This is a genomic window from Halopseudomonas sp. MFKK-1, from assembly GCF_027474385.1.
GTDB lineage: Bacteria > Pseudomonadota > Gammaproteobacteria > Pseudomonadales > Pseudomonadaceae > Halopseudomonas > Halopseudomonas aestusnigri.
The window spans coordinates 191,091-216,264 of record NZ_CP114836.1; the positions used below are offsets into that span (position 1 = coordinate 191,091).

Here is a 25,174-nt window from a genome sequence, read left to right on the forward strand (position 1 = left end):
CACTTGCGGCTATCAACCGACCAGCGTCCGCCATTCGGCGTGCTCTGCGGTCTGGCCGGTGACCAGATCGAAGTATGCCTTCTGCAGTTTTTCAGTGATCGGCCCGCGACGGCCTGCACCGATCTGGCGGCAATCCAGCTCGCGAATCGGCGTAACTTCGGCGGCGGTGCCGGTGAAGAAAGCCTCGTCGGCGATATACACCTCGTCGCGGGTAATACGCTTCTCGACAACCGGGATATTGAACTGCGACGCCAGCGCCAGCACGGTTGCGCGGGTAATGCCATTAAGGCAGGCAGTCACTTCCGGGGTATAGATGGTGCCGTTCTTGACGATGAATACGTTCTCGCCCGAACCCTCGGCAACATAGCCTTCCGGATCCAGCAGCAGCGCCTCGTCGGCACCGGCGGAAACCGCTTCCTGCAGCGCCAGCATGGAGTTCATATAGGCACCACTGGCCTTGGCACGGGTCATGGTGATGTTGACGTGGTGACGGGTGAAGGAACTGGTGCGAATCTTGATGCCGCGCTCAAGTGCTTCTTCGCCCATGTAGGCACCCCAATGCCAGGCTGCGATGGCAACATGTACCTTCAGGTTGTCAGCGCGAATACCCATGCCTTCGGATCCGTAGAACACCAGCGGGCGAATATAGGCGGTTTCCAGGTTGTTCTCGCGAACCACGGCGCGCTGCGCCTCGTTCAGCTGTTCCTTGGTAAAGGGAATCTTCATGCCCATGATGTGGGCGGAATCGAACAGGCGATCGGTGTGTGCGTCCAGACGGAAGATGGCGGTGCCATCCGGGGTCTTGTAGGCACGGACACCTTCGAATACGCCCATGCCGTAGTGCAGCGAGTGCGTGAGCACGTGAATATTGGCTTCACGCCAGGGAATCATTTCACCATCAAACCAGATTAGACCATCACGATCGGCCATCGACATAGCAGCCAGCTCCATACGTATCTATTCAATCAGTCTTGCGTTCTTGGTTTCTGCCTGAGCGCGCCCTAGCCGATCACACCCGCGTATCGGGGATCGGCTCCTGGGGTGGCAGCACCTGCTGCCAGAGCTTGATGACCCCGTGTCGGAAATCATGAAACTGGTCGCCGCTTACTTTGCCCGGCTGATTCTGTAGAGCCAGGCGATGAGCTGCAGCCCGGTAGGCCTTGTAAGCCTCCTGCAGGCTGGTGACATCCTCACCGGCGATCAGACCGGCGTTTTGCAGCTCATCAAGAATCCTGATGTTGTCGGTGTAGCGCAGTAATTCGGGGTACCGGCACGACCAGGCAAGAACCGCATATTGCACCATAAATTCGATGTCAACGATACCACCTGCGTCCTGCTTGAGATCAAACAATTGCGCCGCGGTGAAGGCATCTGCCGTTGTACCGGCCCGCGTTGCCTTGGTACCGAGGTTGTCGCGCATCTTCTGGCGCATGTCGCTGACCTCGCGCAGCAGTGTTTGCTCATCGCGCTGGCGGCCCAACACCTGAGCCCGCAGCGCCTGAAAGCGTTCGGCAAGACGTTCACAGCCGACCAGCGCACGTGCCCGCACCAGTGCCTGATGCTCCCAGGTCCAGGCCTCATCCAGCTGATAGCGCGAGAACGACGCCAGCGAGCTGACCAGCAGCCCGGAATCGCCGGACGGCCGCAGGCGCATATCCACCTCGTACAATGCCCCGGAAACCGTCTGGGTATTGAGCATGTGGATCACCCGCTGCCCCAGCCGGGTGAAGAACTTGCTACCCTCGATCGGTCGCTCACCATCGGTATCGGCCTGCGGAGCACCGTCGTGGATAAACACCAGATCCAGATCGGAGCCATGCCCCAGCTCAATACCGCCGACCTTGCCATAACCAATAATGATGAAATCCAGCTCGCAGCGCGACCCGTCGGCCCGCGCCGGGCGGCCGTGGCGTGCGACCATCTCGCGCCAGGCCAGCATCAGCACCTGCTGCAGGATCGCTTCCGCCATCCAGGTCAGGTAATCACTTACCTTCATCAGCGGCAGGGTGCCCGCAATTTCCGAAGCAGCAATGCGCAGCACGTGCGCCCGCTTGAAATAGCGCAGGGTTTCCATCTGCTGTTCAAGATCGTCCTCGGGGATGCGCAGCAACTGCTGGCGCAGCTCGTCGGCCAGCTCCTCTGCGACCGGTGGCCGGTAAAGTCGTCCGGCGTTCAGCAGCTCATCCAGCACCACCGGGTAGCGGGCAATCTGCTCGGCGATCCACGGGCTGGCCGCACACAGCACCAGCAGCTCACGCAGTGCACCCGGATTCTCGGTCAGCAGCACCAGATAGGCAGAGCGCCGCGCCACTGCCTCGACCAGGGGCAGCACGCGCTCCAGAGCCAGATCGGGGTTATCCTGCTCGCAGGCCATGGCCAGCAGCCGCGGCATGAAGGTATCCAGCCGCTCGCGCCCCGCCCGCTGCATGGCGCGCACCCTGGCCGAGCCGAGCAGATCCTGCAGACGCTTCCAGGCCGCTGGCGCTTCGGTGTAGCCAGCCTCTGTCAGTTGCTGCAGTGCCTGCTCCGGCTCCAGGGTGCCATCCCACAACGGCACCCAGTCGGTCTGGCTCGACTGCAGCTCGTCCTCGTCTTCGTCCGGGTCCGCAATCACGCCGGCAAAATGACGGGCTACACGCCAACGTTCGGCGTCAAGTCGCTCACGAAAGGCCTCCCAGCTGGAAAAACCGAGCATCCACGCAATCCGCGCCTGGCCTTGCGGATCAGTCGGCAGCATCTGCGTCTGGCGGTCATCAACCGCCTGCAGGGCGTGTTCGGTATCACGCAAAAAGCCATAGGCATCGGTCAGTTCCTGCACTGCTTCAGCAGGCAGGTAGTTATTCTCACCCAGGGTTTTCAGCACCCCCAGAATCGGCCGCTGCTGAAGGCTGCGGTCACGCCCTCCGTGAATCAACTGGAACGCCTGACCGATAAATTCGACCTCGCGGATGCCACCAGAGCCCAGTTTGACGTTGTCGTGCAGGCCCTTACGCTGCACCTCGCGCTGAATCATCTGTTTGAGCGTGCGCAGCGCGTCAATCGCGGCGAAGTCCAGGTAACGCCGGTAGACAAACGGCCGCAGCATCGCCAGCAGCTCGGCGCCGGCCTGCTGATCACCGGCCACCACCCGCGCCTTGATCATGGCGTAGCGCTCCCAGTCGCGCCCCTGACTCTGGTAGTACTGTTCCAGCGCGTCAAAGCTGAACACCAGCGCACCGCTGTCACCATAGGGGCGCAGCCGCATGTCGACACGGAACACAAAGCCATCGACCGTGGGCGCATCCAGCGCCTTGATCAGCTTTTGCCCCAGGCGAATGAAAAACTCCTGATTCGACAGGCTGCGGCGACCGCCGCGGGTCTCACCTGCCTCGGGATAGGCAAAGATCAGGTCAATATCGGACGACAGATTCAACTCGACCGCGCCCAATTTGCCCATACCGAGTACCACCATGTGCTGCGGCACACCGTCACGACTGACCGGCTCGCCGAAGCTGGTACAGCAGAGCCGGTACAGCCACTGATAGGCCTCGTCGATGCAGGCGTCGGCCATATCCGAGAGATCCCGGGTGGTTTCCTTCAATGCTGCCCGGCGGGTCAGGTCGCGCCAGATGATGCGTACCTGCTGCCACTGACGAAAACGGCGCAGACGCTGCGCCAGTTGCTCCTCACTGTCACAGCCTTCCAGCACCTGCCGCAGCAGGCCACGCAGCTCGCCCTCTTCGAGTGAGCGGGTCAAACGCCCCTGCTCCACCAGCCGCCAGGCCAGCAAAGGATCACGGCGTAGCTGCTCTGCCACGAAGTCACTGGCTGCCAGCACCTGCGCCAGCTCTGCTTCAAAGACCTCACCGAGCTCCGACCGACGCTCGGTCAGCCCCGCCTGGGCGAGCGCGGCCGCCCACTGGGCAAGATGATGATCACGGGTTGCCTGCAGGGACTCCGGCAGCGGGGGCAGCGTAGATGGCATGGTCTATCCTGTTCATGAACCGAAACAGCAGCTTGCCACGATGGCTGCCGACGGGGAAGCGGCGCAACATGACCAGATAGTCTGAATGTAGTACAACTACAAATTAGACCTTTGCGGACTGGATAAAGCTGATTTTATGTAGTAAAACTACAGAACAAATTCCAATACACCCTGTCACAACACCCACAGGTGTTTGGCAAGCCCAGGTCGACACCCTCCGATCGGCAGGTTCGCGACCGCTTCCGGCACTTGCAAGGCCCACAAGGTCTGGAGACCACAATGAAGCACGATGATATTGATCCACTCGAAACCCAGGAATGGCTCGACGCGCTGGAGTCCGTCCTCGACAACGAGGGTGAAGACCGCGCGCACTACCTGATGACCCGGCTTGGTGAGCTGGCCAGCCGCAGCGGCACCCCGCTGCCGTACGCCATCACTACACCGTATCGCAACACCATTCCGGTGACCCACGAAGCCCGCATGCCCGGCGACCTGTTCATGGAACGCCGCATTCGCTCGCTGGTCCGCTGGAACGCCCTGGCGATGGTCATGCGCACCAACCAGCAGGACCCGGATCTGGGTGGCCACATTTCCACCTTCGCCTCCAGTGCGACGCTCTACGACATCGGCTTCAACTACTTCTTCAAGGCGCCGACCGAGGAACACGGCGGTGACCTGGTCTTCTTCCAGGGCCATGCCTCGCCCGGCATCTACGCCCGCGCGTTCATGGAAGGCCGCATCAGCGAAGAGCAAATGGAGAACTTCCGCCAGGAGGTCGACGGCAAGGGCCTGTCCTCCTACCCGCACCCGTGGCTGATGCCCGACTTCTGGCAGTTCCCGACCGTCTCCATGGGCCTGGGCCCGATTCAGGCGATCTATCAGGCACGATTTATGAAGTACCTCGAGCACCGCGGCTTTATCGAGCCGGGCAAGCAGAAGGTCTGGTGCTTTGTGGGCGACGGTGAAACCGACGAGCCGGAAACCCTCGGCGCCATCTCGCTGGCTGGTCGCGAGAAACTGGATAACCTGATCTTCGTGATCAACTGCAACCTGCAGCGTCTGGACGGCCCGGTGCGCGGCAACGGCAAGATTATCCAGGAACTGGAAGGCAGCTTCCGCGGTGCCGACTGGAACGTCATCAAAGTCATCTGGGGGCGCATGTGGGACCCGCTGTTCGCCAAGGACGACAACGGCCTGCTGCAACAGCGTATGGAAGAAGCCGTCGACGGCGACTACCAGAATTACAAGGCCAAGGACGGTGCGTTCGTGCGCGAGCACTTCTTCGGCACCCGCCCCGAGCTGAAGGAGATGGTCAAGGACCTCTCCGACGAGGAAATCTGGAAGCTCAACCGGGGCGGCCACGACCCGTACAAGGTGTATGCCGCGTACCATGAGGCGGTCAACCACGAAGGCCAGCCGTCGGTCATTCTGGCCAAGACCATCAAGGGCTACGGCACCGGTGCCGGCCAGGGTCAGAACACCGCGCACAACACCAAGAAAGTCGATATCGACAGCCTGAAGAAATTCCGCGACCGCTTCGACATTCCGGTCAACGACGACGAACTGGAAAAACTGCCATTCTTCAAACCGGAGGAAGGCAGTGCCGAATACAAGTACCTGCACGCCCGCCGCGAAGCGCTCGGTGGCTACATGCCGCAGCGCCGCGTCGAAAGCAAGCGTGTTCCGATTCCGCCGCTGGACACCCTGAAAGCCATTCTGGACGGCACCGGCGACCGTGAGATTTCGACCACCATGGCCTTCGTGCGCATTCTGTCGCAACTGGTCAAGGACAAGGAACTCGGCCCGCGCATCGTACCCATCGTGCCGGACGAAGCCCGCACCTTCGGCATGGAAGGCATGTTCCGTCAGCTCGGCATCTACTCCTCGGTCGGTCAGCTGTATGAGCCGGTCGACAAGGATCAGGTGATGTTCTATCGCGAGGACAAGAAAGGTCAGATCCTCGAGGAAGGCATCAACGAAGCCGGTGCGATGTCCAGCTGGATTGCGGCCGGCACGGCCTACAGCACGCACAACCAGCCGATGCTGCCGTTCTACATCTTCTATTCGATGTTCGGCTTCCAGCGTATCGGCGATCTGGCCTGGGCCGCCGGCGACAGCCGCGCCAAGGGTTTTTTGATCGGCGGCACCGCCGGCCGCACCACCCTGAACGGTGAGGGTCTCCAGCACGAGGACGGTCACAGCCACCTGCTGGCGTCGACCATTCCCAACTGCCGCAGCTACGACCCAACCTACGGCTATGAACTGGCAGTGATCATCCGCGAGGGCGCGCGGCGCATGATGGAGGAGCAGGAGAACGTCTACTACTACCTCACCGTCATGAACGAGGCCTACACCCAACCGGCCATGCCCAAGGGCAAAGGCGTGGAAGACGGCATCATGCGCGGCATGTATCTGCTCGACTCCACCGGCAAGCCGGGCGATCTGCACGTGCAGCTGATGGGCTCCGGCACCATCCTGCGCGAAGTGCGCGAAGCCGCCGCCATCCTCAAGAGCGACTTTGGCGTCAGCGCCGACATCTGGAGCGTCACTAGCTTCAACGAGCTGCGCCGTGACGGTCTGGCAGTCGAGCGCGACAACCGCCTGCACCCGACCCGCAAGCCCAAGACCAGCTTCGTCGAGCAGTGTCTGGACAAGCGTCAGGGCCCGGTCATCGCCGCCACCGACTACATGAAGCTGTATGCCGATCAGATTCGCCAGTGGGTGCCTGCGCCCTACAAGGTGCTCGGCACCGACGGCTTCGGCCGCAGCGACAGCCGTCGCAAACTGCGTCACTTCTTCGAGGTGGATCGCCACTGGGTTGCCTACACCGCGCTCAGCGCGCTGGTTGAACAGGGCAAACTCAAGCCCAAGGTGCTGACCGATGCGCTCAAGGCCTTTGGCCTGGATGCTGACAAACCCAATCCGCTGGACTGCTAAGGAGCGACGCCATGAGTGAACTCATCAAGGTGCCCGACCTCGGCGGTGAAGGCGAGGTCATTGAAATTCTGATCAAGGAAGGCGATCAGGTCGAAGCTGAACAATCGCTGGCTGTTGTCGAGTCCGACAAGGCCAGCATGGAAATCCCCTCGCCCAAGGCTGGCAAGGTCACGTCGATCAAATTCAAGCTGGGCGACAGCCTGAAAGAGGGCGACCCGCTGATCGAACTGGAAGTCGAAGGCGACGCACAACCCAAGCAGGCAGACAGCAATGACAAACCTGCCGAAACCGCGCCCAAGGCTGAGCAGAAGCCCGAGCCGAAAGCCGAAGACAGCAAGCCTGCCGCCAGCGCCAGCAGCCGCAGCGAAGCCGTCAAGGTCCCGGATCTGGGTACCGACAGTGCACGCGTGATCGAAATTCTGGTGAGCAAGGGCGATCAGGTCGAAGCCGACCAGTCGCTGCTGGTACTGGAGTCGGACAAGGCCAGCATGGAGCTGCCCGCACCCTTCTCTGGCGTGATCGAGTCGATCGACATCAAGCTGGAGCAGGACGTCAAGACCGGCGACGTGATCATGCACATGCAGGTCAAGGGCGGCGACAGCTCGGCCAAGCAGGATGCTCAGCCGCAGGCCGCTCCGAGCGCAGAAGCCAAAAGCAAGGCGCCCGCTGCACACAGCAGCAAGGCCAGCGAAGAGCCAGCCAGCCCGCCGCCCGTCGGTGGCCCCAGCCGCGAAGGCGCCAAGGTCCATGCCGGCCCGGCCGTACGCATGCTGGCCCGCGAGTTCGGTATCGACCTGACCGAGGTCAAGCCGACCGGCCCGCGCGAGCGCATCCTCAAGGAGGATGTGCAGAAGCACGTGCAGGCGGTCATGCAGCAGCGCAAGGCAGCACCTGCTGGCGCAGCTGGCGGCAGCGGCATCCCTGCGGTACCGGAAGTCGACTTCTCCCGATTTGGCGAGATCGAAACCGTCGACATGACCCGCCTGCAGCAGGTCGGCGCCAGCAACCTGCACCGCAGCTGGCTCAACGTGCCGCACGTCACCCAGTTCGACCTGGCCGACATCAGCGCGCTGGAAGCCTTCCGCAAGGAGCAGAAAGCGGCTGCCGACAAGGCCGGCGTCAAACTGACCGTGCTGCCGTTCCTGCTCAAGGCCTGTGCCCATCTGCTGCGTGAGCAGCCGAACTTCAATGTCTCGCTGGCGGCCAATGGCAAGCAGCTGATTCAGAAGAAGTACGTTCACATCGGCTTCGCCGTCGACACACCGGACGGCCTATTGGTGCCGGTTATCCGTGATGTCGACAAGAAGAGTCTGCTGCAGCTGGCAGCCGAAGCGGCCGAACTGGCCGACAAGGCGCGCAACAAGAAGCTCGGAGCCGACGCCATGCAGGGCGCCTGCTTCACCATTTCCAGCCTGGGCCACATCGGCGGCACCTACTTCACGCCGATCGTCAACAGCCCGGAAGTGGCGATTCTTGGGGTCTCCAAGGCGACCATGCAGCCGGTCTGGGATGGCGCCAGCTTCCAGCCGCAGCTGATGCTGCCGCTGTCCCTCTCCTACGACCACCGCGCCATCAACGGCGCAGCGGCCGCGCAGTTCACCAGACGTCTGGGTGAGCTGTTGGGGGATATTCGCACGATGTTGCTGTAAGCATTGGATCGAGCGGTAAGAAAAGGCCTCGGATATTCCCGGGGCTTTTTTGCTCACCAACTCCGAAGTTGCCGATTCTGCCACCGGACTGCAAATTCGGCACGGACCCGGGTCCCCGTTTACGCGGGCGAGTAGCGCAGGGCTGGCGGGAAAAAGGACGGCAGCATGTCTGAGGCTCGCAGAGCCGAGTTCTGCCGTCCCCCGCTAGACCGAGCAACGCAGCGAACCCGAAGGGCCGCGTAGTCGGGGTGGCCTAGGGGGTGCAGGGGGAAATGGCCAAGCATTTCCCCCTGCTCGCCGTAAAGGCGAAAAGCAGACCTGAACAATACCCCGCCCAAAACAAATCAACAGATAAACAAAAAACCCCGCACGGTTTCCCGTGCGGGGCTGCTCAACACCACACCATCAATCAGACGGTAAACACAAACTCGTCGCCTTCGACCTTGGCGTGAATGGTCGCACCCGGAGCGAAGTCGCCAGCCAGGATACGCTGGGCCAGCGGGTTTTCGATCCAGCGCTGGATCGCGCGCTTGAGCGGCCGCGCGCCATACACCGGGTCATAGCCAACCGAGATCAGTTTCTCCAGAGCCTCATCGCTGAGCTGCAGATCCAGTTCGCGTTCGGCCAGACGCTGACGCAAACGGCTGAGCTGGATATCAGCGATACCGGCGATCTGATCCTTGCCAAGCGGCTCAAACACAACCACTTCGTCAACCCGGTTGATAAACTCAGGCCGGAAGTGCTGGGTCAGGGCGTCCATCACCGCCGCATGCTGCGCTTCGCGATCACCCACCAGTTCCTGAATCTGCGCAGACCCCAGGTTGGAGGTCATCACCACCACGGTGTTGCGGAAATCGACGGTGCGGCCCTGGCTGTCGGTCAGACGGCCGTCTTCCAGCACCTGCAGCAGCACGTTGAACACATCCGGATGCGCCTTCTCGACCTCATCCATCAGGATCACCGAGTACGGCTTGCGACGTACCGCTTCGGTCAGATAACCGCCTTCTTCATAGCCGACATAGCCCGGAGGCGCGCCGATCAGGCGAGCAACCGAATGTTTCTCCATGAACTCGGACATGTCGATCCTTACCATGGCGTCTTCGGTATCGAACAGGAACTCGGCCAGCGCCTTGCACAGCTCGGTTTTACCGACACCGGTCGGACCAAGGAACATGAACGAGCCACTCGGGCGGTTCGGGTCGGCCAGACCGGCCCGTGAACGGCGCACCGCGTTGGAGACCGCCACCACCGCTTCGTTCTGACCGATAACCCGCTTGTGCAGGGCATCTTCCATACGCAGCAGCTTGTCACGCTCGCCTTCGAGCATCTTGGCCACCGGAATCCCGGTCCACTTGGAGACGACCTCGGCGATTTCCTCGTCGGTCACCTTGTTGCGCAGCAGCTGGTTTTCCGGCTTGGTGTGCTGCTCGGCCATCTGCTGGCTGCGCTCCAGATCCGGGATCACACCGTATTGCAGCTCGGCCATGCGGTTCAGGTCACCCTTGCGACGGGCCTGATCCAGCTCGGCCTTGGCCTGCTCGATCTTTTCCTGAATCTGCGCCGAGCCCTGTACGTCAGCCTTTTCAGCCTTCCAGATTTCTTCCAGATCGGCGTATTCACGCTCGAGCTTGGCGATATCGTCCTTCAGTTTCTCCAGTCGCTTGAGGGCGGCGTCGTCGTCTTCCTTCTTCAGCGCCTCACGCTCCACCTTGAGCTGAATCAGGCGACGCTCCAGACGGTCCAGCGCCTCGGGCTTGGAATCAATTTCCATGCGAATGCGGCTGGCCGCTTCATCGATCAGGTCGATGGCCTTGTCCGGCAGCTGACGGTCGGTGATGTAGCGGTGCGACAGCTTGGCTGCGGCAATGATCGCGCCATCGGTGATGGTGATCTTGTGGTGCACCTCATAACGCTCCTTGAGGCCCCGCAGAATGGCGATGGTATCTTCTTCAGAGGGCTCATCGACCAGCACCTTCTGGAAGCGGCGCTCCAGCGCGGCATCCTTTTCAATGTACTGACGGTACTCGTCCAGCGTGGTTGCGCCGACGCAGTGCAGCTCGCCGCGCGCCAGCGCCGGCTTGAGCATGTTGCCCGCATCCATGGAGCCTTCGGCCTTGCCAGCGCCAACCATGGTGTGCAGCTCGTCGATAAACAGAATGACGCGGCCTTCCTGCTTGGACAGTTCGTTCAGCACCGCCTTCAGGCGCTCTTCAAACTCGCCACGGAACTTGGCACCGGCGATCAGCGCCCCCATATCAAGTGACAGCAGGCGTTTGTCTTTCAGGCCATCCGGCACTTCACCGTTGACGATACGCTGGGCCAGGCCCTCAACAATGGCGGTCTTGCCCACGCCGGGCTCGCCGATCAGCACCGGGTTGTTCTTGGTACGACGCTGCAGCACCTGGACGGTACGGCGAATTTCGTCGTCACGGCCGATCACCGGGTCCAGCTTGCCCTCTTCGGCGCGCTTGGTCAGGTCGACGGTGTACTTGTCCAGCGCCTGGCGTGACTCTTCGGCATTCGGGTCGTTGACCGACTCGCCGCCGCGCAGGTTGTTGATGGCGTTTTCCAGCGCCTTCTTCGAGACGCCCTGCCCCAGCAGAATCTTGCCGGCGGTGGTGTTGTCGTCCATCGCCGCCAGCAGCACCAGTTCGCTGGAGATGAATTGGTCGCCCTGCTTCTGCGCCAGCCGGTCAGCCTGGTTGAGCAGACGCGCCAGCTCGGTAGACAGGCTGACGTCACCAGTTGGATTGCTGACGGTCGCCAGTTTGTCGATGGCCTCGTTCAGGGCTGCGCGCAGGGCGGCGATATCAAAGCCGACCTGCATCAGCAGCGGCTTGATCGAGCCGTGCTGCTGCTCGATCAGCGCCAGCACCAGGTGCAGCGGGTCGATCTGGGAATGGTCGCGGCCGACGGCCATGGATTGTGCGTCGGACAGGGCGACCTGAAGCTTGCTGGTCATACGGTCAATGCGCATGAATAAAAGTCCTCTAGTCTGAGCCCGGCCGAACAGTTCGTAGCGGGCCTTTCATCTGTGATGACACAGTTATAGGGACGATTATTGCGCTTTCAAGTGACCCCATGATGATTAGGGTCAATTTTTTGTCACTCAACAAGCCAAATCAGGGACGCAAGGCGCCCTGTTTGTCCGTCACGACGGTAGGAATAGAAGCGTTCGGCATCGGAAAACGTGCATTCGCCACCGCCGAATATCTGCTGCACACCAGCCGCTGCAAGACGCTGACGGGCGAGCTGATAGATATCTGCCAGCCAGTGTCCGTCGCGTTCGGAGGGAACAAACGCAGCAGCCGCCTGCGGATCAACCCTGACGAAAGCCTCACGTACCTCGGCGCCCACTTCAAAGGCCGCCGGACCAATGGCTGGCCCAAGCCAGACCAGCACGTCAGCAGCCGAGCCATCAAGTGTCGCGACCGTCTGCTCCAGCACGCCGTCGAGCAGCCCGCGCCAACCCGCGTGGGCAGCCGCAACACGCTGCCCGTCACGGGTACAGAACAACGCCGGCAGACAGTCGGCGGTCATGATGGTGCAGGCGATGCCCGGCTGATCAGTCCAGCTGGCGTCGGCCTCCAGCACCCGAGCAGGGTCGGCCTTGCAGACCTCGGTACCATGCACCTGAGTCAGCCAGGCCGGGCGGCAGCCCAGAACACGCTCCAGCTCGGCGCGATTGGCCGCAACATGAACCGGGTCGTCCCCCACATGATCGCCGAGATTGAACCCCTTCCATACGCCCTGACTGCAACCACCCAGACGCGTGGTGATGCAGGTACGTACATTGACTGGCGCGGGCCAGTCGGCGGTCAACCAGAGGGTGCTCATTCGCCGATCTCGCCATCCTCACGCAGCAGCGCCAGCAAATGCTGCATGTCTTCCGGCAGCGGCACCTGCCAGCTCATGTGACGACCGTCGGTCGGATGCTCCAGCTCAAGCCGGCGGGCGTGCAGCGCCTGACGCGGAAACTCGCGCAGTTCCTTGATCAGTTCAGGGCTGGCGCCCGGCGGAATACGCAGACGGCCGCCATAGACCGGATCGCCGACCAGCGGAAAATGGATATAGCTCATGTGCACGCGAATCTGGTGCGTGCGCCCGGTTTCCAGCTTGACCTTGACGTGGGTGTGCGCACGAAAACGATTGATCACCCGGTAATGGCTGATCGCCGTCTTGCCGCCAGCCACAACCGCCATTTTCTGGCGCTGGGTACCGTGCCGGGCAATCGGCTGGTCAACCTTACCGCCCGACGTCATTACGCCGACCACTACGCATTCGTACTCACGACTGACAGTACGTGCCTGCAACTGGGCGACCAGGTCGGTCTGCGCCTCGATGGTCTTGGCCACCACCATCAAACCGGTGGTGTCCTTGTCGAGCCGATGGACGATGCCGGCACGCGGCACCTTGGCCAGTTCAGGCGCGTGGTGCAGCAGAGCATTGAGCAGGGTGCCGTCCTGATGGCCGGCAGCCGGATGCACGACAAGGCCGGCAGGCTTGTTGATCACCAGCAGCGCGTCGTCTTCATAAATGATGTCCAGATCGATGGCTTCGGCCTGCCACTCGCCCTGAATCTCGCGCTCGGCATCCAGCTCCAGCCGCTCACCACCCAGCACAATGTCACGGGTGCGCTTGACCTCACCATCGACCAGCAGACTGCCGTCCTTGATCCAGCCCTGCAGGCGGGAACGGGAATAGTCGGGGAACAATTGCGCGGCCACCTGGTCCAGGCGTTGACCACCCGATTCCGGGCTGACCTGTGCGGACAAACGAATACGATCTGACATGGGGAACTCACTGGAAGGCGTTGTGCGCCGGAACCGGCCGCAATCCCTTTTGGAATCGACCGGACGCTGTGGTTAAATACGGCTGGTCCGGGAAGTCCGGACAAGGCTGCAAAGGCCCAAACTATAACAGGACGGCCGCACTGGAAACAGCGCACGCCAACCATTCGGGTGTCATGATATGTCGATGAAACATCTGCTGCTGGTCGGAGTACTGGCACTGCTGGCAGCGTGCTCTTCCAACGCACCGGTGATTGACGAGTCGCTCAGCGAGTCGGAGCTGTATCGCAAGGCCCAGACCGATCTGGACGCAGAAAATTACGGTTCCGCTGTTGAAACCCTGCGCGCCCTTGAGGCCCGCTACCCCTTCGGCCGCTATGCCGAACAGGCTCAGCTTGAACTGATCTACGCCTACTACCAGAACTATGAGCCGGAAGCCGCGACCGCGTCAGCCGACCGTTTCATCCGCCTGCACCCCACCCACCAGAACGTCGACTACGCCTATTACATTCGTGGCCTGGCTTCCTTTACCCGCGACCAGGGTATTATCGAACGCTTCCTGCCGCTGGACATGACCCGTCGTGACCCGGGTGCCGCCCGCGACTCGTTCAACGATTTCGCCCAGCTGATCAACCGCTTCCCGAACAGTCAGTATGCACCGGACGCCCGCGCGCGCATGGTTTACCTGCGTAACCTGCTGGCAGCCTACGACGTGCATGTCGGCCACTACTATCTCAAGCGCGGCGCCTATCTGGCCGCTGCCAACCGCGGTCGTTACGTGGTCGAGAACTTCCAGCAGACCCCTTCGGTGGGTGACGGCCTGGCCCTGATGGTTGCCGGCTATAACCGCCTGGCCATGCAGGATCTGGCAGACAGCGCACTGGAGACACTGAAGCTCAACTATCCGGAACACCCGGCATTGGTCGATGGCGAGTTCAAGCATCACGTCGAGCCGGCTGTGGCCGAGATGGACTGGCTGGAATCGGCTTCCGTTGGCCTGATCGACGCGGTTACTGCCCCACCGCCGCGCATGGCAAAAACGCAGATGGAGCGCGAAATGGAACGCCAGTACCAGGACGCCGCAGCCTCACTGCCCCGCGAAATTCGCGTCAGCCAGAACGGCGAACCCCATCGCAGCTTCTGGAACCGCATCACCTTCGGCCTGCTCGACTGAGGGTGGCCCGACTAAAAAGCCCGCCACGGCATTCGCCATGGCGGGCTTTTTGTTAGCAGAGCGGCAAGCGGCAAGCCTCAAGCTGCAAGTTAAACCCGCGCCGAATCGGCCTGCGAGCTCTAGTTCCGACGGGTAGTAGCGACAATATCTTATTACCCTCTCGCCGACCCACCCTCCCTCCGGTTTACGCTTGTAGCTTGTAGCTTGTAGCTTGCCGCTGCCGGCCAAAGGCCGGCTGGCTAGTCCTCCATCGCCCATCCTGACGTAATCGGATAACGGCGATCACGGCCGAAGCCGCGCTGGGTGATACGCGCACCGACAGCCGCCTGGCGGCGTTTGTATTCGTTCAGATCGACCAGTCGCACCACGCGCTTGACCTGATCCTCGTCGAAGCCGGCGGCGATGATGGCACTGGCAGACAGGTCGTGTTCAATATACAGACGCAGAATCTCGTCCAGCACCGGATATGGCGGCAACGAGTCTTCATCTTTCTGATCAGGTGCCAGTTCGGCAGACGGCGGACGATCGATTACCCGTTGCGGGATAACCGCGCCCAGCGTATTGCGGTATTCGGCCAGGCGGAACACCAGCGTCTTGGGCACGTCCTTGAGCACATCAAAGCCACCTGCCATATCGCCATACAGCGTGGCATAGCCGACCGCCATCTCACTCTTGTTGCCGGTGGTCAGTACCAGCGAACCGGTCTTGTTCGACAGTGCCATCAGCAACGTGCCGCGACAGCGAGCCTGCAGGTTTTCTTCCGTGGTGTCGCGCGGCAGCCCTGCAAACACCGGCTCCAGCGTCTGCATAAACGCCTCGACCATCGGCGCAATCGGCAGCACGCGGTAGGTTACGTGCATGGCATGTGCCTGCGCCTCGGCATCCTCCAGACTCATGCCGGAGGTGTAGTGATACGGCATCATTACCGCCTCTACCCGCTCGGCGCCGAGCGCGTCGACGGCAACCGCCAGCGTCAGGGCCGAGTCGATACCACCGGACAGCCCAAGGACCACACCCTTGAAGCCGTTCTTGTTGACGTAATCACGCACCCCGGTAACCAGCGCCTGATATACACTGGCTTCCAGCTCCGGCATGGCCGCCAGCGCGCCCTGACGCAACCGCACCTGGCTGTCGTCGAACTGCACATCAACCGGATACAGCCCCTCGCAGAAGGGAGAAACCCGGCAGGCGATCTGACCATCGCTGTCCACCGCTACAGAGCCGCCATCAAACACCAGCTCGTCCTGGCCGCCGACCTGGTTCACATAGATGATCGGCATTGATCCTTCGGCGGCGCGCTCGGCCAGCATGGCTTCGCGTTCACGCTGCTTGTCCATGTGAAAGGGCGAGGCGTTGAGGTTGAGCATCAACCGGGCTCCGGCGTCATGGGCTTGAGCCATGGGCTGAGGATGCCAGATATCCTCGCAGACGCTAAGGGCGACCGGCAGACCGTCAATCTCGAGGCAGCACGGCTCGGAACCCTCGGCAAAATAGCGCTTCTCGTCGAATACCCGATAGTTCGGCAGGTGCTGCTTTGCGTATGACGCCAGGATGCGGCCATCGGCAATGACCGCAGCCATGTTGTAGCAGAGGTCATCCTGCTGCCAGGGATAACCGACTACGACATAAATGCCCTGAACCTGCTCGCACAACTGATCCAGCGCCCGGCTGATGCGCGCCTGCATGCTGGAGCGCAGCAGCAGATCCTCGGGCGGGTAGCCGCACAGCGACAATTCCGGGAATACGATGACCCGGGCACCCAGCTCGTCACGGGCATGTCTGGACGACTCGATAATTCGCTCCAGATTGCCCGGGATGTCGCCCACCCGCATGTTCAGCTGGGCCATCACGATGCGCAAGGTTGCCGTCATGTTGTTTCTCCTGAGTCAAGATGCGCCTATTGTCCGGCAAGCGCCTGTGCCCCGCAATCGCAAGATGGTTTTGGCAGGCTGTGGCCTTGGGATACACTGAAACACCCTGCACGGAACACAGCGACACCATGGGACTGATCAAACTGATAATTCTGGCCGCGCTGGTATGGGTAGCCCTGCGTTTCTGGCGCGCGATGCAGCAGCAGCGCAACACGGAAAACCCCGCCTCACAGCGGCCGCAAACCGATGCACCGGTGATGGTCCGCTGTGCGCAGTGCCAGGTGCACCTGCCCGAGTCACGCGCGTTGCGCGCCGGCGACCAATGGTACTGCTGCGCGGAACACCGAGATGAACACGACAACCGCTGAGCGGATCGACTCCCAGCGCCCTCGCATCCTGCGACTGTACAATCTGTATCGGGTCATTCTCGGCTTCGGCCTGACCCTGCTGACCAGCTCGTCGCTGCGCGAGGGCGTGCTGTCCCTGAGCAACCCCGAGGTCTACGCTCAGGCCAGCTGGATCTACCTGTTCATCAACGTGCTGATCGCGCTGTCACTGCACAAGGGCCGACGGGATATTCACCTGTTCGTACTGGCAGTGCTGGATATCACCCTGCTCGGCATCATCTTCTACGCCGCTGGAGGCATAGGCAGCGGCTTCGGCAACCTGCTGATCATTCCGGTCGCAATCGGCAACGTGCTGCTGCATGGCCGTATCGGACTGCTGCTGCCGGCAATGTCCAGCCTGGTGCTGATCTATCTGACGTTTTTCCTCAGCCTGACCCATCCCTACATCGGCCAGAACTACCTGCAGGCCGGCGTGCTGGGCGCAATCTATTTTGCCGTCGCCCTGTTCGTCCAGCGCGTCACCCGCCGGCTGTACCTGTCGGAAATTCTGGCCCGCGAGCAGGCCGCCAGTCTGGCCAGCCTGGAACAACTCAATCAGTTGATCATTCAGCGCATGCGCACCGGGATTATGGTGGTCAGCGCCGACAATCGAATTCTGACCAGCAACGAGGCCTGTTCTCAGATGCTCAACCGCGACGTGCCCCAGGGGGAGCGGCTGGATAGGATCGCGCCAGAGCTGGAGCAGCGACTGCGTCAGTGGCAGCGCAACCCCTCGGTCAGGGCGCGCTCATTCCACAGTTTCAATGGCAGTACCGAGCTGATGGCCAACTTCAAACACCTCGGCAGCCAGACCGGCGACAACATTCTGGTGTTCCTGGACGACAACACCCAGGTCGCCCAACAGGCACAGCAACTGAAACTGGCCTCGCTGGGCCGCCTGACCGCCAGCATTGCCCATGAGATCCGCAATCCGCTGGGCGCAATCAGCCACGCGGCGCAACTGCTGGCCGAGTCCGAACAGTTGTCAGCTCAGGACCAGCGGTTGACAGAGATCATCCAGCAGCACTCCCAGCGCATGAACCGGGTGATTGAAACCGTGCTCGAACTCTCCCGCCGCCGCCCCAGCGAGCCGCAACTGGTCGATCTGGCGCTGTGGGTCTCCCACTTCGCCGCCGATTTTCGCAGTGCCCATCCGCCAACCGATGCGCTTGAGTGCGACATCGAGAAAGAGGGCATTCTGACCCGAATCGACCCCAACCAGATGACCCAGGTTCTCAACAACCTGTGCAATAACGCACTGCGTTACAGTGGCGAAGCGGGGCAAGCCCGCACCATCCAGCTCAAGCTGTATGTACGGCCGGACACCGAACTGCCGGTGCTGGAGGTCATTGATCATGGCCCGGGGATCGCCGAAGAACACCTGGGTCACATTTTCGAGCCCTTCTATACCACCGAAGCCACCGGTACCGGCCTGGGCCTGTATATTTCCCGCGAACTGTGCGAAAGCAACCAGGCACGACTCGAGTGCGACCGGGTGCAGCCCCACGGCTGCTGCATGCGCATCACCTTCGCGCACCCGAAACGACTGGTATGATGCCCGGTAATCAAATGACAGGAGTCAAGCAGCAAGCCATGATGCAACCCACCGTGCTGATCATCGACGACGAGCCGGACATTCTCGAATTGCTGGAGCTGACCCTCGGGCGCATGTCGCTGCAAACCCGCAGCGCGAAAACCATGGGCGAAGCCTTGAACCTGCTGCAGTCTCACCACTTTGATCTGTGCCTGACGGACATGCGACTGCCTGACGGCGATGGCCTGAGCATCGTACGCCATATCCAGCAACACTTTACCAGCACCCCGGTCGCGATGATCACCGCCTATGGCAGTCTGGATACGGCGATCAGCGCACTCAAGGCCGGCGCATTTGACTTCCTGACCAAACCGGTCGATCTCGCCCGCCTGCGCGAGCTGGTCTCGACGGCACTGCGCCTGCGAGATTCGCAGACCGAACCCGGCCCCCAGGCACAGGACCCGATCCTCGGCATCTCGCCACCAATCGAGCGACTGCGCAACCAGATCGGCAAACTCGCCCGCAGCCAGGCGCCGCTGTATATCAGCGGCGAGTCCGGCAGCGGCAAGGAACTGGTCGCCCGTCGCATTCACGCGCTCAGCCCCAGAGCCGAACAGCCCTTTGTACCGGTCAACTGCGGCGCCATACCGTCCGAGTTGATGGAAAGCGAGTTTTTCGGCCACCGCAAAGGCAGCTTTTCCGGTGCAGTTGCCGACAAGCCGGGCCTGTTCCAGGCCGCCAATCACGGTACTCTGTTTCTCGACGAGGTCGCCGACCTCCCGATGGCAATGCAGGTCAAACTGCTGCGAGCCATCCAGGAGAAGGCGGTCCGCGCCGTCGGCAGCCAGCACGAGGAAGCGGTTGACGTACGTCTGTTGTGCGCCACCCACAAGGATCTCGCCAACGAGGTGGCCCAGGGGCGCTTCCGTCAGGACCTGTTCTACCGCATCAACGTGATCGAACTGCAGGTGCCGCCGCTGCGGGCGCGCCGCGAGGACCTGCCGCTGCTGGTCCGCAGCATCCTCGGCCGCCTGGCCGAGCGCGCCAACCGTCCCGCGCCCGCGGTCACCGAGGCCGGTATGGAACGGCTGCTCAATTACCGCTTCCCGGGCAACGTACGCGAGCTGGAAAATGCGCTGGAGCGGGCCTTCACCCTGTGCGAAGGCCAGCAGATCGACGCCAATGACCTGTGGCTCAGCGCCTGCCCAAGTGCGGCCCAGGATGACACTCCCGATTTCAGCCAGATCGACCATCTGGAGGATTATCTGGACAACATCGAGCGCCAGGCGATCACCCAGGCACTGGAAGAGACCCGCTGGAACAAGACCGCCGCCGCCAAGCGGCTGGGTCTCACCTTTCGCTCCCTGCGCTACCGCCTGAAGAAGCTGGGCCTGGACGACTGAGCCATCAGCGGCCCGTCAGTTCAGGCGCGTAACCGGCAGATAGGGTGTCGGATCGATCTCCGAGCTGCGCTGCAACAGCAAATCGGCGAGCAGCCGACAGGATGCCGGGGCCAGTACCAGCCCATTGCGGAAATGCCCGGTGTTCAGCCACAAGCCAGGCAGCGAAGACACCGGTCCGATATAGGGCACACCATCCGGCGATCCCGGGCGCAAGCCCGCCCACTGGGCAACGGGCGACTGCTGCGCCAGATCAGGCAGCAATGCCTGCGCACTGGCCCGCAGCGATGCGAGCGCCTCGTCGGTGGTGCGCTTGTCGTAACCTTCGTACTCCAGCGTGCTGCCGATCAGAATATGACCGTCACGACGGGGAATCGCATAGCGCCCCTTGGCCATGACAATCGACGGCAGCCAGCCCGGCGCCATCCTGTACAGCAGCATCTGGCCCTTGACCGGCTCAACCGGCAGCGTGAGCCCCGCCTGCTGCAACCAGTCGCCGCTCCAGGCGCCGGCGCACAGCACAACAGCGTCCGCCTCAATCCGCCCAACCGGGCACTGCACCCCAACCACCGCGTCGCCATCACGCAGCAACGATTCCACCGCGCAGTGCTCGTGCAGGGTGAAGGCGTCAAACTGCAGCAAACGGGCACGAAGCGCCTGCATCAGGCGCGGATTGCGAACGTTCGCCAGATCAGCCTGCCAAAGCGCACCAGCAAACCCCGGGGCGAGCTGCGGCACCTGCCGGTAGACGAAGTCGGCATCCACTGCACGCAGCGGCTTGCCATGGGCCACCGCCCAGTCCAGCGCCTGATCCTGTTCATCGTGATCAAGCCACAACAGGCCGCAGGTGTGCACTTGCGGATCCCGCTCGGTCTGTTCCAGCAGCGAGGTTGCCAGCTGCGGGTAATATCCCTGTGACCACTCGGCCAACGCACTGACCGCATCGCAGTAGCGCCAGGGGTACAGTGGCGACACGATACCGCCGCCTGCCCAGGACGCTTCACGTCCCAACTCGCCGCGCTCCAGCAGCGTCACACGACATCCCGCCTGCAACAACTCGAGCGCACTCAGACACCCCATTACTCCGCCACCGACCAGCACTACCTCACGCATCCACTTCCCCCTGACCCGCCTTGCCGCACTCAGCTATCGCTATTGATCGTCTACCGCGAGTACCGCCATCGCGGCGCCGGGAAGACTAACGCACAATCGACCTGTTTTAGACCAAAGTCGGCCAAAAAAGCCGTTATAAAGGCGGCATAAGCCGAATCATGTGCCTGTCCCCGCCTGACAGAAACCGGTATGATACGCCTTCTCTGAACTACTCCAATGGCCGATCACCGTCAGACCATTGAGCCCCGGCAGGCAATTCCACACGAAGCGCCGCCGCTTTCCATCAGCCAACCACTGATACCCACGTACCGGGGCGTTCGGAGCAGACAGCACACACTGCTTGCCGCGCTCTCGACACAGCCAAAAGCGACCGTCGGGATCAAGCCCGTTTGCTAGCCGCCCCGACATTGGCCAGTATGATCACTGGAGAGCTCAAGAGGCTCCTTGATTTTTACCAAAGAGGCGACATGTAAATGACAGCAACGAACGTAGATGTATTGCTGGTCGGTGGTGGTGTCATGAGCGCTACGCTGGGAATGTTGCTCAAACAGTTGGATCCCGCCATGACCATTACCCTGGTCGAGCGTCTGGACCATGTGGCTCACGAAAGCACCGACGGCTGGAACAATGCCGGCACCGGCCACGCCGGCTACTGTGAGCTGAACTACACTCCCGAAGACCAGAATGGCAATGTCGCAATCGAACGCGCCCTGGCCATCAATGCATCCTTCGAAGTAACCCTGCAATTCTGGAGCTACCTGGTAGAACAGGGCATCATTCAGAACCCGTCAGACTTCATCAACGCCACCGCCCATCAGAGTTTTGTCTGGGGTGAAAAAGACGTTGCCTTCCTGCGCAAGCGCCATGAACTGCTGAGCCAGCATCACCTGTTCGCCGAGATGCAATACAGCGAATCAGCAGACCAGCTGCGCGAATGGATGCCGCTGATCATGTCCAGCCGCGACACCAGCCAGCCGATTGCCGCCACCCGCGTTGATCATGGTTCCGATGTCGACTTCGGATCGCTGACTCGCCGGATGATTGCGCACCTTGAGCAACAGGACGGATTCGAACTGCGTCTGAGCCACTCGGTAAAGAGCCTGCGCAAGAGCAAGCGCGGTTACTGGCGCGTGGTTGTCGAAGATGAAAAGTCTGGCAAGGACATCGAATTCAACGCCAATTTCGTATTCCTCGGCGCCGGTGGAGGTTCACTGCCGCTGCTGCAAAAGTCGAATATCGACGAAAGCCAGGGTTACGGCGGCTTCCCGGTCAGCGGCCAATGGCTGGTCTGCCAGGATCAGGACGTGGTCAAACGCCACAGCTCCAAGGTCTACGGCAAGGCTCCGGTCGGCGCCCCGCCGATGTCGGTCCCCCATCTGGACACCCGTATCATCAACGGCCAACCTGCCCTGCTGTTCGGCCCGTTCGCCGGCTTCACCACCAAGTTCCTGAAGAAAGGTTCGATTTTCGACCTGTTCTCCTCGGTCAAGCCGTACAACGTGGCGCCCATGATGGCGGTTGGCCGGGACAATATGGACCTGACCAAGTATCTAATCGCGGAGTCTTTCCAGTCGCACAAGGATCGCGTTGCCTCACTGCGCAACTTCTTCCCTGACGCACAGGAGAAGAACTGGAAACTGCAAAACGCAGGCATGCGCGTGCAGATCATCAAGAAGGACGCCAAAGGCCACGGCAAGCTCGAGTTCGGTACCGAGATCGTCGCTGCCAAGGACGGCTCCCTGGCAGCGCTGCTGGGCGCCTCCCCTGGAGCATCGACTGCCGTCCAGGCGATGATCGATGTCATCGAGCGCTGCTTCAAGGACCGTATCGCCAGCCCAGAGTGGCAGGAGCGCATGAAAACCCTGGTGCCATCCTATGGCCAGTCCCTGGTCAAGGATGCAGACCTGCTCAAACAGGTCCGTCAGCGTACCCTGAGCACACTCAAGCTGGTCTAGTACCCGGTTTGAAAGCGCTCGATACGCTCTGGCGTAGATGGATGGGTTGAGAGAAAGCCGCTCAGCTCATCCAGTTCGCCCTCCTCCCCGGAGGGCGGATCCAGACGCAACATGATATCGGCAAAGCGCTGTGGCGATATCTGCTGATCCTGCAGAAACGCCAAGGCAAACTCGTCGGCTTCCTCTTCCATGCCCCTCTGATAGCTGAGCGTCGCCAACAGCGCAGGCACCCCGGTGACCAGATCCGACGCGGCCGACACATCGCCAGTCAGCGACACCATGACAAAGACCAGCAACGAGCCCTGCACCAGGTTACGCATGCTGTGCCGGTGCACCGCGTGCCCAGCCTCATGCGCCAGTACCGCGATCAGTTCCTCGTCATGCTGCGCCAGCTCGATCATATCGTCGGTGAACACCAGATTGCCGCCCGGCAGCGCAAAGGCATTGGCGCCCAGCGCCTCGCTGGCGCGAAAGTGCACGTTCAGGCGATGATCCGGATGACGCTGCTGCAGAGCCAGAAGCGCAGGTTGCATTACCTGCAACAGCGCCTGCTGCCGCTCCTCGCTCAGCGTGCTGGGCGATGTCCAGAGTCTATCCATGGTATCCAGCCCCTCCTGGCCGGCTCGCTGCTCCAGTGCCGCCGGCAGCTGGTACGCCAGCTCCCTGGATAACCAGGGCACACCCCATACGACGCCGCCCACCAGCATGGCCAGCACGACCACCAGGGACACCAGAACCAGCGGAATATTCAGTTCCAGCCGTCGCAGCCAGACTGTACCGCCATCAGCCGCCTTCAATCCCGCAGCGATAGCCTGCAACCCGGCCACATCGGCCGATTCCAGCGCAGCGCGCTCGCCCAGGTGCAGATAGCTTTTGGCGCTGCCCACCTGCATGCCGAGTCTGACCTGCGCGGCGGCGAAGTGCTCCACCCGGCCATCGTCCAGTTCCAGCCGCAGCTGGTTCCCCTGCAGACGGGCAATCGCGGCGCAAGCGCCGCTCGACTCGCCATCGAAAAAGTGCCCGCTGACCCCGGCATTAACCGAAGGAGAAACCGACATCGAAGGCGTCCCCCAACTCCATACCAACGGCACCTGCGCGTTGGGCTTCACCTGCAACAAAGCCATTCAGATCACCGGCAATGGCCATCTGCGTGCAGCTGGCCCGGTAGCGCGCCATACGCACCTTGGCCCAGGCGGTGTAGAACCCCATGGTCAGGGCAATCAGCAAAGAGTTGGTAACAAAGATCCAGACCATGCGGCGCTTGCCCAGCGTAGAAACGAATCCGTGCTCACCGAGTCGGGTCGCATTGGTCACCAGATTGGTCACGCCGGCCATCATGTAACCGAATAGCGCAAGGTACGCGAGCACAACCCCAATAATGCCCAGCGCGGAGTGAGCCATCGAAGCCAGCCCACCGAGCAAGGCAAAACCAATAAACACCAGAACCATGCGCAGGAAGAACAGATAGGTTTCACCCACCGTCAACGACAACTGGAACGGGCTGCTGCCAAACCGGGTATTGTCCACCAGGAAGCGATACCAGCGTTGGGCCGACAACGGCAACAGCAGGCCCAGGCTCAGAATGCCCACCAGCGGCCACAGGTAGATCACCTGCACGGCTTGCCAGTAGGAGCCGGTAAAGTCGAATCGGATATTGCGATAGGCGCTGTTAATCGCATGAAACTTGAGTGATCGGGTGATAATCCAGGGAATAAGCGGCAGAAACAGCAACAGCAAGCCAACGGCCACGATGGGGAAGAAATTCGAGGCAAGCGTCCAAAGGATTACCGCAACCAGCGCGACCAGACGCCCGCGAAAAATCACCCAGGGGTCAGCCAGATACTGAAAGCTGCTCCCCTCCAATACGGTATGACCGTAAAAATACTGCAGGTTGCGAACCTTCGCCCAGGGCGCGTAGAAGCCGAGCGTCACTATCAGCAGGAGGATATTGACGATCCAGACACCGAAGTACTCACCACCACTGCCGGTAAATTGCAGCTGCGACAGCCGTTTTGCCGGCGATGCCGCCGCCCCAGGCGGCGGCAGTGCCGTGTCACCAATCACCGTCTCGCGGCGTGCATCCGCCGCCGGGGACGCACTCGATGCGGCTCCATTGGGCGCAACTGGCGACCCGGCGCCCTCCTCGGCAACGATTTCGGTGATCAGCCCGGCGTCGTGCAAACGCTGGCGGTAGCGCTCGGCCAGAGATGCCGTGAGGCCGGACTTGATGGTTACCGTGCGCCCCGCCAGCAGCATGTCGACCTGCTGCCTGCCGAACCCCAGGCGCAGAAGGTTCTGCTCCAGTTCGGGCGTTTCGACCTCGCCGGTCTGCCGGCCCCTGAACACAACCTTGAACAATTCGTGCATATCGGCCCTTCCCTGTCTGAAAATTCCCTAACTT

Annotated in this window: 16 protein-coding genes; 7 read left to right on the forward strand and 9 right to left on the reverse strand. The window is 61.6% G+C overall.

Going from position 1 to position 25,174, the window contains the following annotated elements; translation table 11 throughout:
* Positions 1–12: 12 nt before the first annotated feature.
* Complete coding sequence (locus O5O48_RS00925; RefSeq protein WP_088275742.1) at positions 13–936, reverse strand: branched-chain amino acid transaminase; 924 nt, start codon at positions 934–936, stop codon at positions 13–15.
* Between the two features lie 73 nt (positions 937–1,009).
* Positions 1,010–3,964 (reverse strand): bifunctional [glutamate--ammonia ligase]-adenylyl-L-tyrosine phosphorylase/[glutamate--ammonia-ligase] adenylyltransferase, encoded by a 2,955-nt coding sequence (glnE, locus tag O5O48_RS00930; protein ID WP_269687887.1) that lies wholly within the window; start codon positions 3,962–3,964, stop codon positions 1,010–1,012.
* A gap of 279 nt (positions 3,965–4,243) precedes the next feature.
* Between glnE and aceE the strand changes: the two genes are divergently transcribed.
* Positions 4,244–6,901: a pyruvate dehydrogenase (acetyl-transferring), homodimeric type gene (gene aceE, locus O5O48_RS00935; protein ID WP_269687888.1), complete on the forward strand. Its 2,658-nt coding sequence runs from the start codon at positions 4,244–4,246 to the stop codon at positions 6,899–6,901.
* Positions 6,902–6,912: 11 nt separating this feature from the next.
* Entirely contained in the window at positions 6,913–8,550 is a 1,638-nt protein-coding gene (gene aceF, locus O5O48_RS00940) for a dihydrolipoyllysine-residue acetyltransferase (RefSeq protein ID WP_269687889.1), read from the forward strand.
* A 409-nt stretch (positions 8,551–8,959) separates the two neighbouring features.
* Here the strand turns inward: aceF and clpB are convergent, their stop codons facing one another.
* The 3 genes from clpB to rluD form a co-directional block, all read right to left on the reverse strand.
* Positions 8,960–11,527, reverse strand: coding sequence for an ATP-dependent chaperone ClpB (gene clpB / locus O5O48_RS00945; RefSeq protein WP_269687890.1), 2,568 nt, complete (start codon positions 11,525–11,527; stop codon positions 8,960–8,962).
* Between the two features lie 128 nt (positions 11,528–11,655).
* On the reverse strand, positions 11,656–12,387 hold the full coding sequence (gene pgeF, locus O5O48_RS00950; protein ID WP_269687891.1) for a peptidoglycan editing factor PgeF: 732 nt from the start codon (positions 12,385–12,387) through the stop codon (positions 11,656–11,658).
* A complete protein-coding gene (gene rluD / locus O5O48_RS00955) occupies positions 12,384–13,343 on the reverse strand; it encodes a 23S rRNA pseudouridine(1911/1915/1917) synthase RluD (protein ID WP_269687892.1) in 960 nt (319 codons plus the stop codon). Before rluD ends, pgeF begins: the two co-directional genes overlap by 4 nt.
* A 178-nt stretch (positions 13,344–13,521) precedes the next feature.
* Here rluD and O5O48_RS00960 point away from each other — a divergent pair, with 178 nt between their 5' ends.
* On the forward strand, positions 13,522–14,514 hold the full coding sequence (locus tag O5O48_RS00960; RefSeq protein WP_269687893.1) for an outer membrane protein assembly factor BamD: 993 nt from the start codon (positions 13,522–13,524) through the stop codon (positions 14,512–14,514).
* 239 nt (positions 14,515–14,753) lie between these two features.
* On the opposite strand, the gene O5O48_RS00965 is transcribed toward O5O48_RS00960, so the two are convergent.
* Positions 14,754–16,385 carry an NAD+ synthase gene (locus tag O5O48_RS00965; protein WP_269687894.1) on the reverse strand — a complete coding sequence of 544 codons (1,632 nt, stop codon included), beginning with the start codon at positions 16,383–16,385 and terminating at the stop codon, positions 14,754–14,756.
* A 128-nt stretch (positions 16,386–16,513) separates the two neighbouring features.
* On the opposite strand from O5O48_RS00965, the gene O5O48_RS00970 reads away from it, so the two are divergent.
* From O5O48_RS00970 to O5O48_RS00980, 3 genes are read left to right on the forward strand one after another with little or no spacing between them, the layout of a single operon-like run.
* Complete coding sequence (locus tag O5O48_RS00970) at positions 16,514–16,753, forward strand: PP0621 family protein (RefSeq protein ID WP_269687895.1); 240 nt, start codon at positions 16,514–16,516, stop codon at positions 16,751–16,753.
* On the forward strand, positions 16,734–18,326 hold the full coding sequence (locus O5O48_RS00975) for an ATP-binding protein (protein WP_269687896.1): 1,593 nt from the start codon (positions 16,734–16,736) through the stop codon (positions 18,324–18,326). Before O5O48_RS00970 ends, O5O48_RS00975 begins: the two co-directional genes overlap by 20 nt.
* Positions 18,327–18,364: 38 nt before the next feature.
* Entirely contained in the window at positions 18,365–19,708 is a 1,344-nt protein-coding gene (locus O5O48_RS00980) for a sigma-54-dependent transcriptional regulator (RefSeq protein ID WP_269687897.1), read from the forward strand.
* 15 nt (positions 19,709–19,723) lie between these two features.
* Here the strand turns inward: O5O48_RS00980 and thiO are convergent, their stop codons facing one another.
* A complete protein-coding gene (gene thiO / locus O5O48_RS00985) occupies positions 19,724–20,818 on the reverse strand; it encodes a glycine oxidase ThiO (protein WP_269687898.1) in 1,095 nt (364 codons plus the stop codon).
* A 473-nt stretch (positions 20,819–21,291) separates the two neighbouring features.
* Here thiO and mqo point away from each other — a divergent pair, with 473 nt between their 5' ends.
* Entirely contained in the window at positions 21,292–22,773 is a 1,482-nt protein-coding gene (gene mqo, locus O5O48_RS00990) for a malate dehydrogenase (quinone) (RefSeq protein ID WP_269687899.1), read from the forward strand.
* On the opposite strand, the gene O5O48_RS00995 is transcribed toward mqo, so the two are convergent.
* Both O5O48_RS00995 and O5O48_RS01000 read right to left on the reverse strand, forming a co-directional pair.
* Positions 22,770–23,831 carry a M48 family metallopeptidase gene (locus O5O48_RS00995; RefSeq protein WP_269687900.1) on the reverse strand — a complete coding sequence of 354 codons (1,062 nt, stop codon included), beginning with the start codon at positions 23,829–23,831 and terminating at the stop codon, positions 22,770–22,772. The genes mqo and O5O48_RS00995 overlap by 4 nt on opposite strands.
* The gene (locus tag O5O48_RS01000; protein WP_269687901.1) at positions 23,809–25,140 is read right to left on the reverse strand and encodes a YjgN family protein; all 1,332 of its coding nucleotides are present in this window, start codon (positions 25,138–25,140) and stop codon (positions 23,809–23,811) included. Before O5O48_RS01000 ends, O5O48_RS00995 begins: the two co-directional genes overlap by 23 nt.
* Positions 25,141–25,174 lie beyond the last annotated feature (34 nt).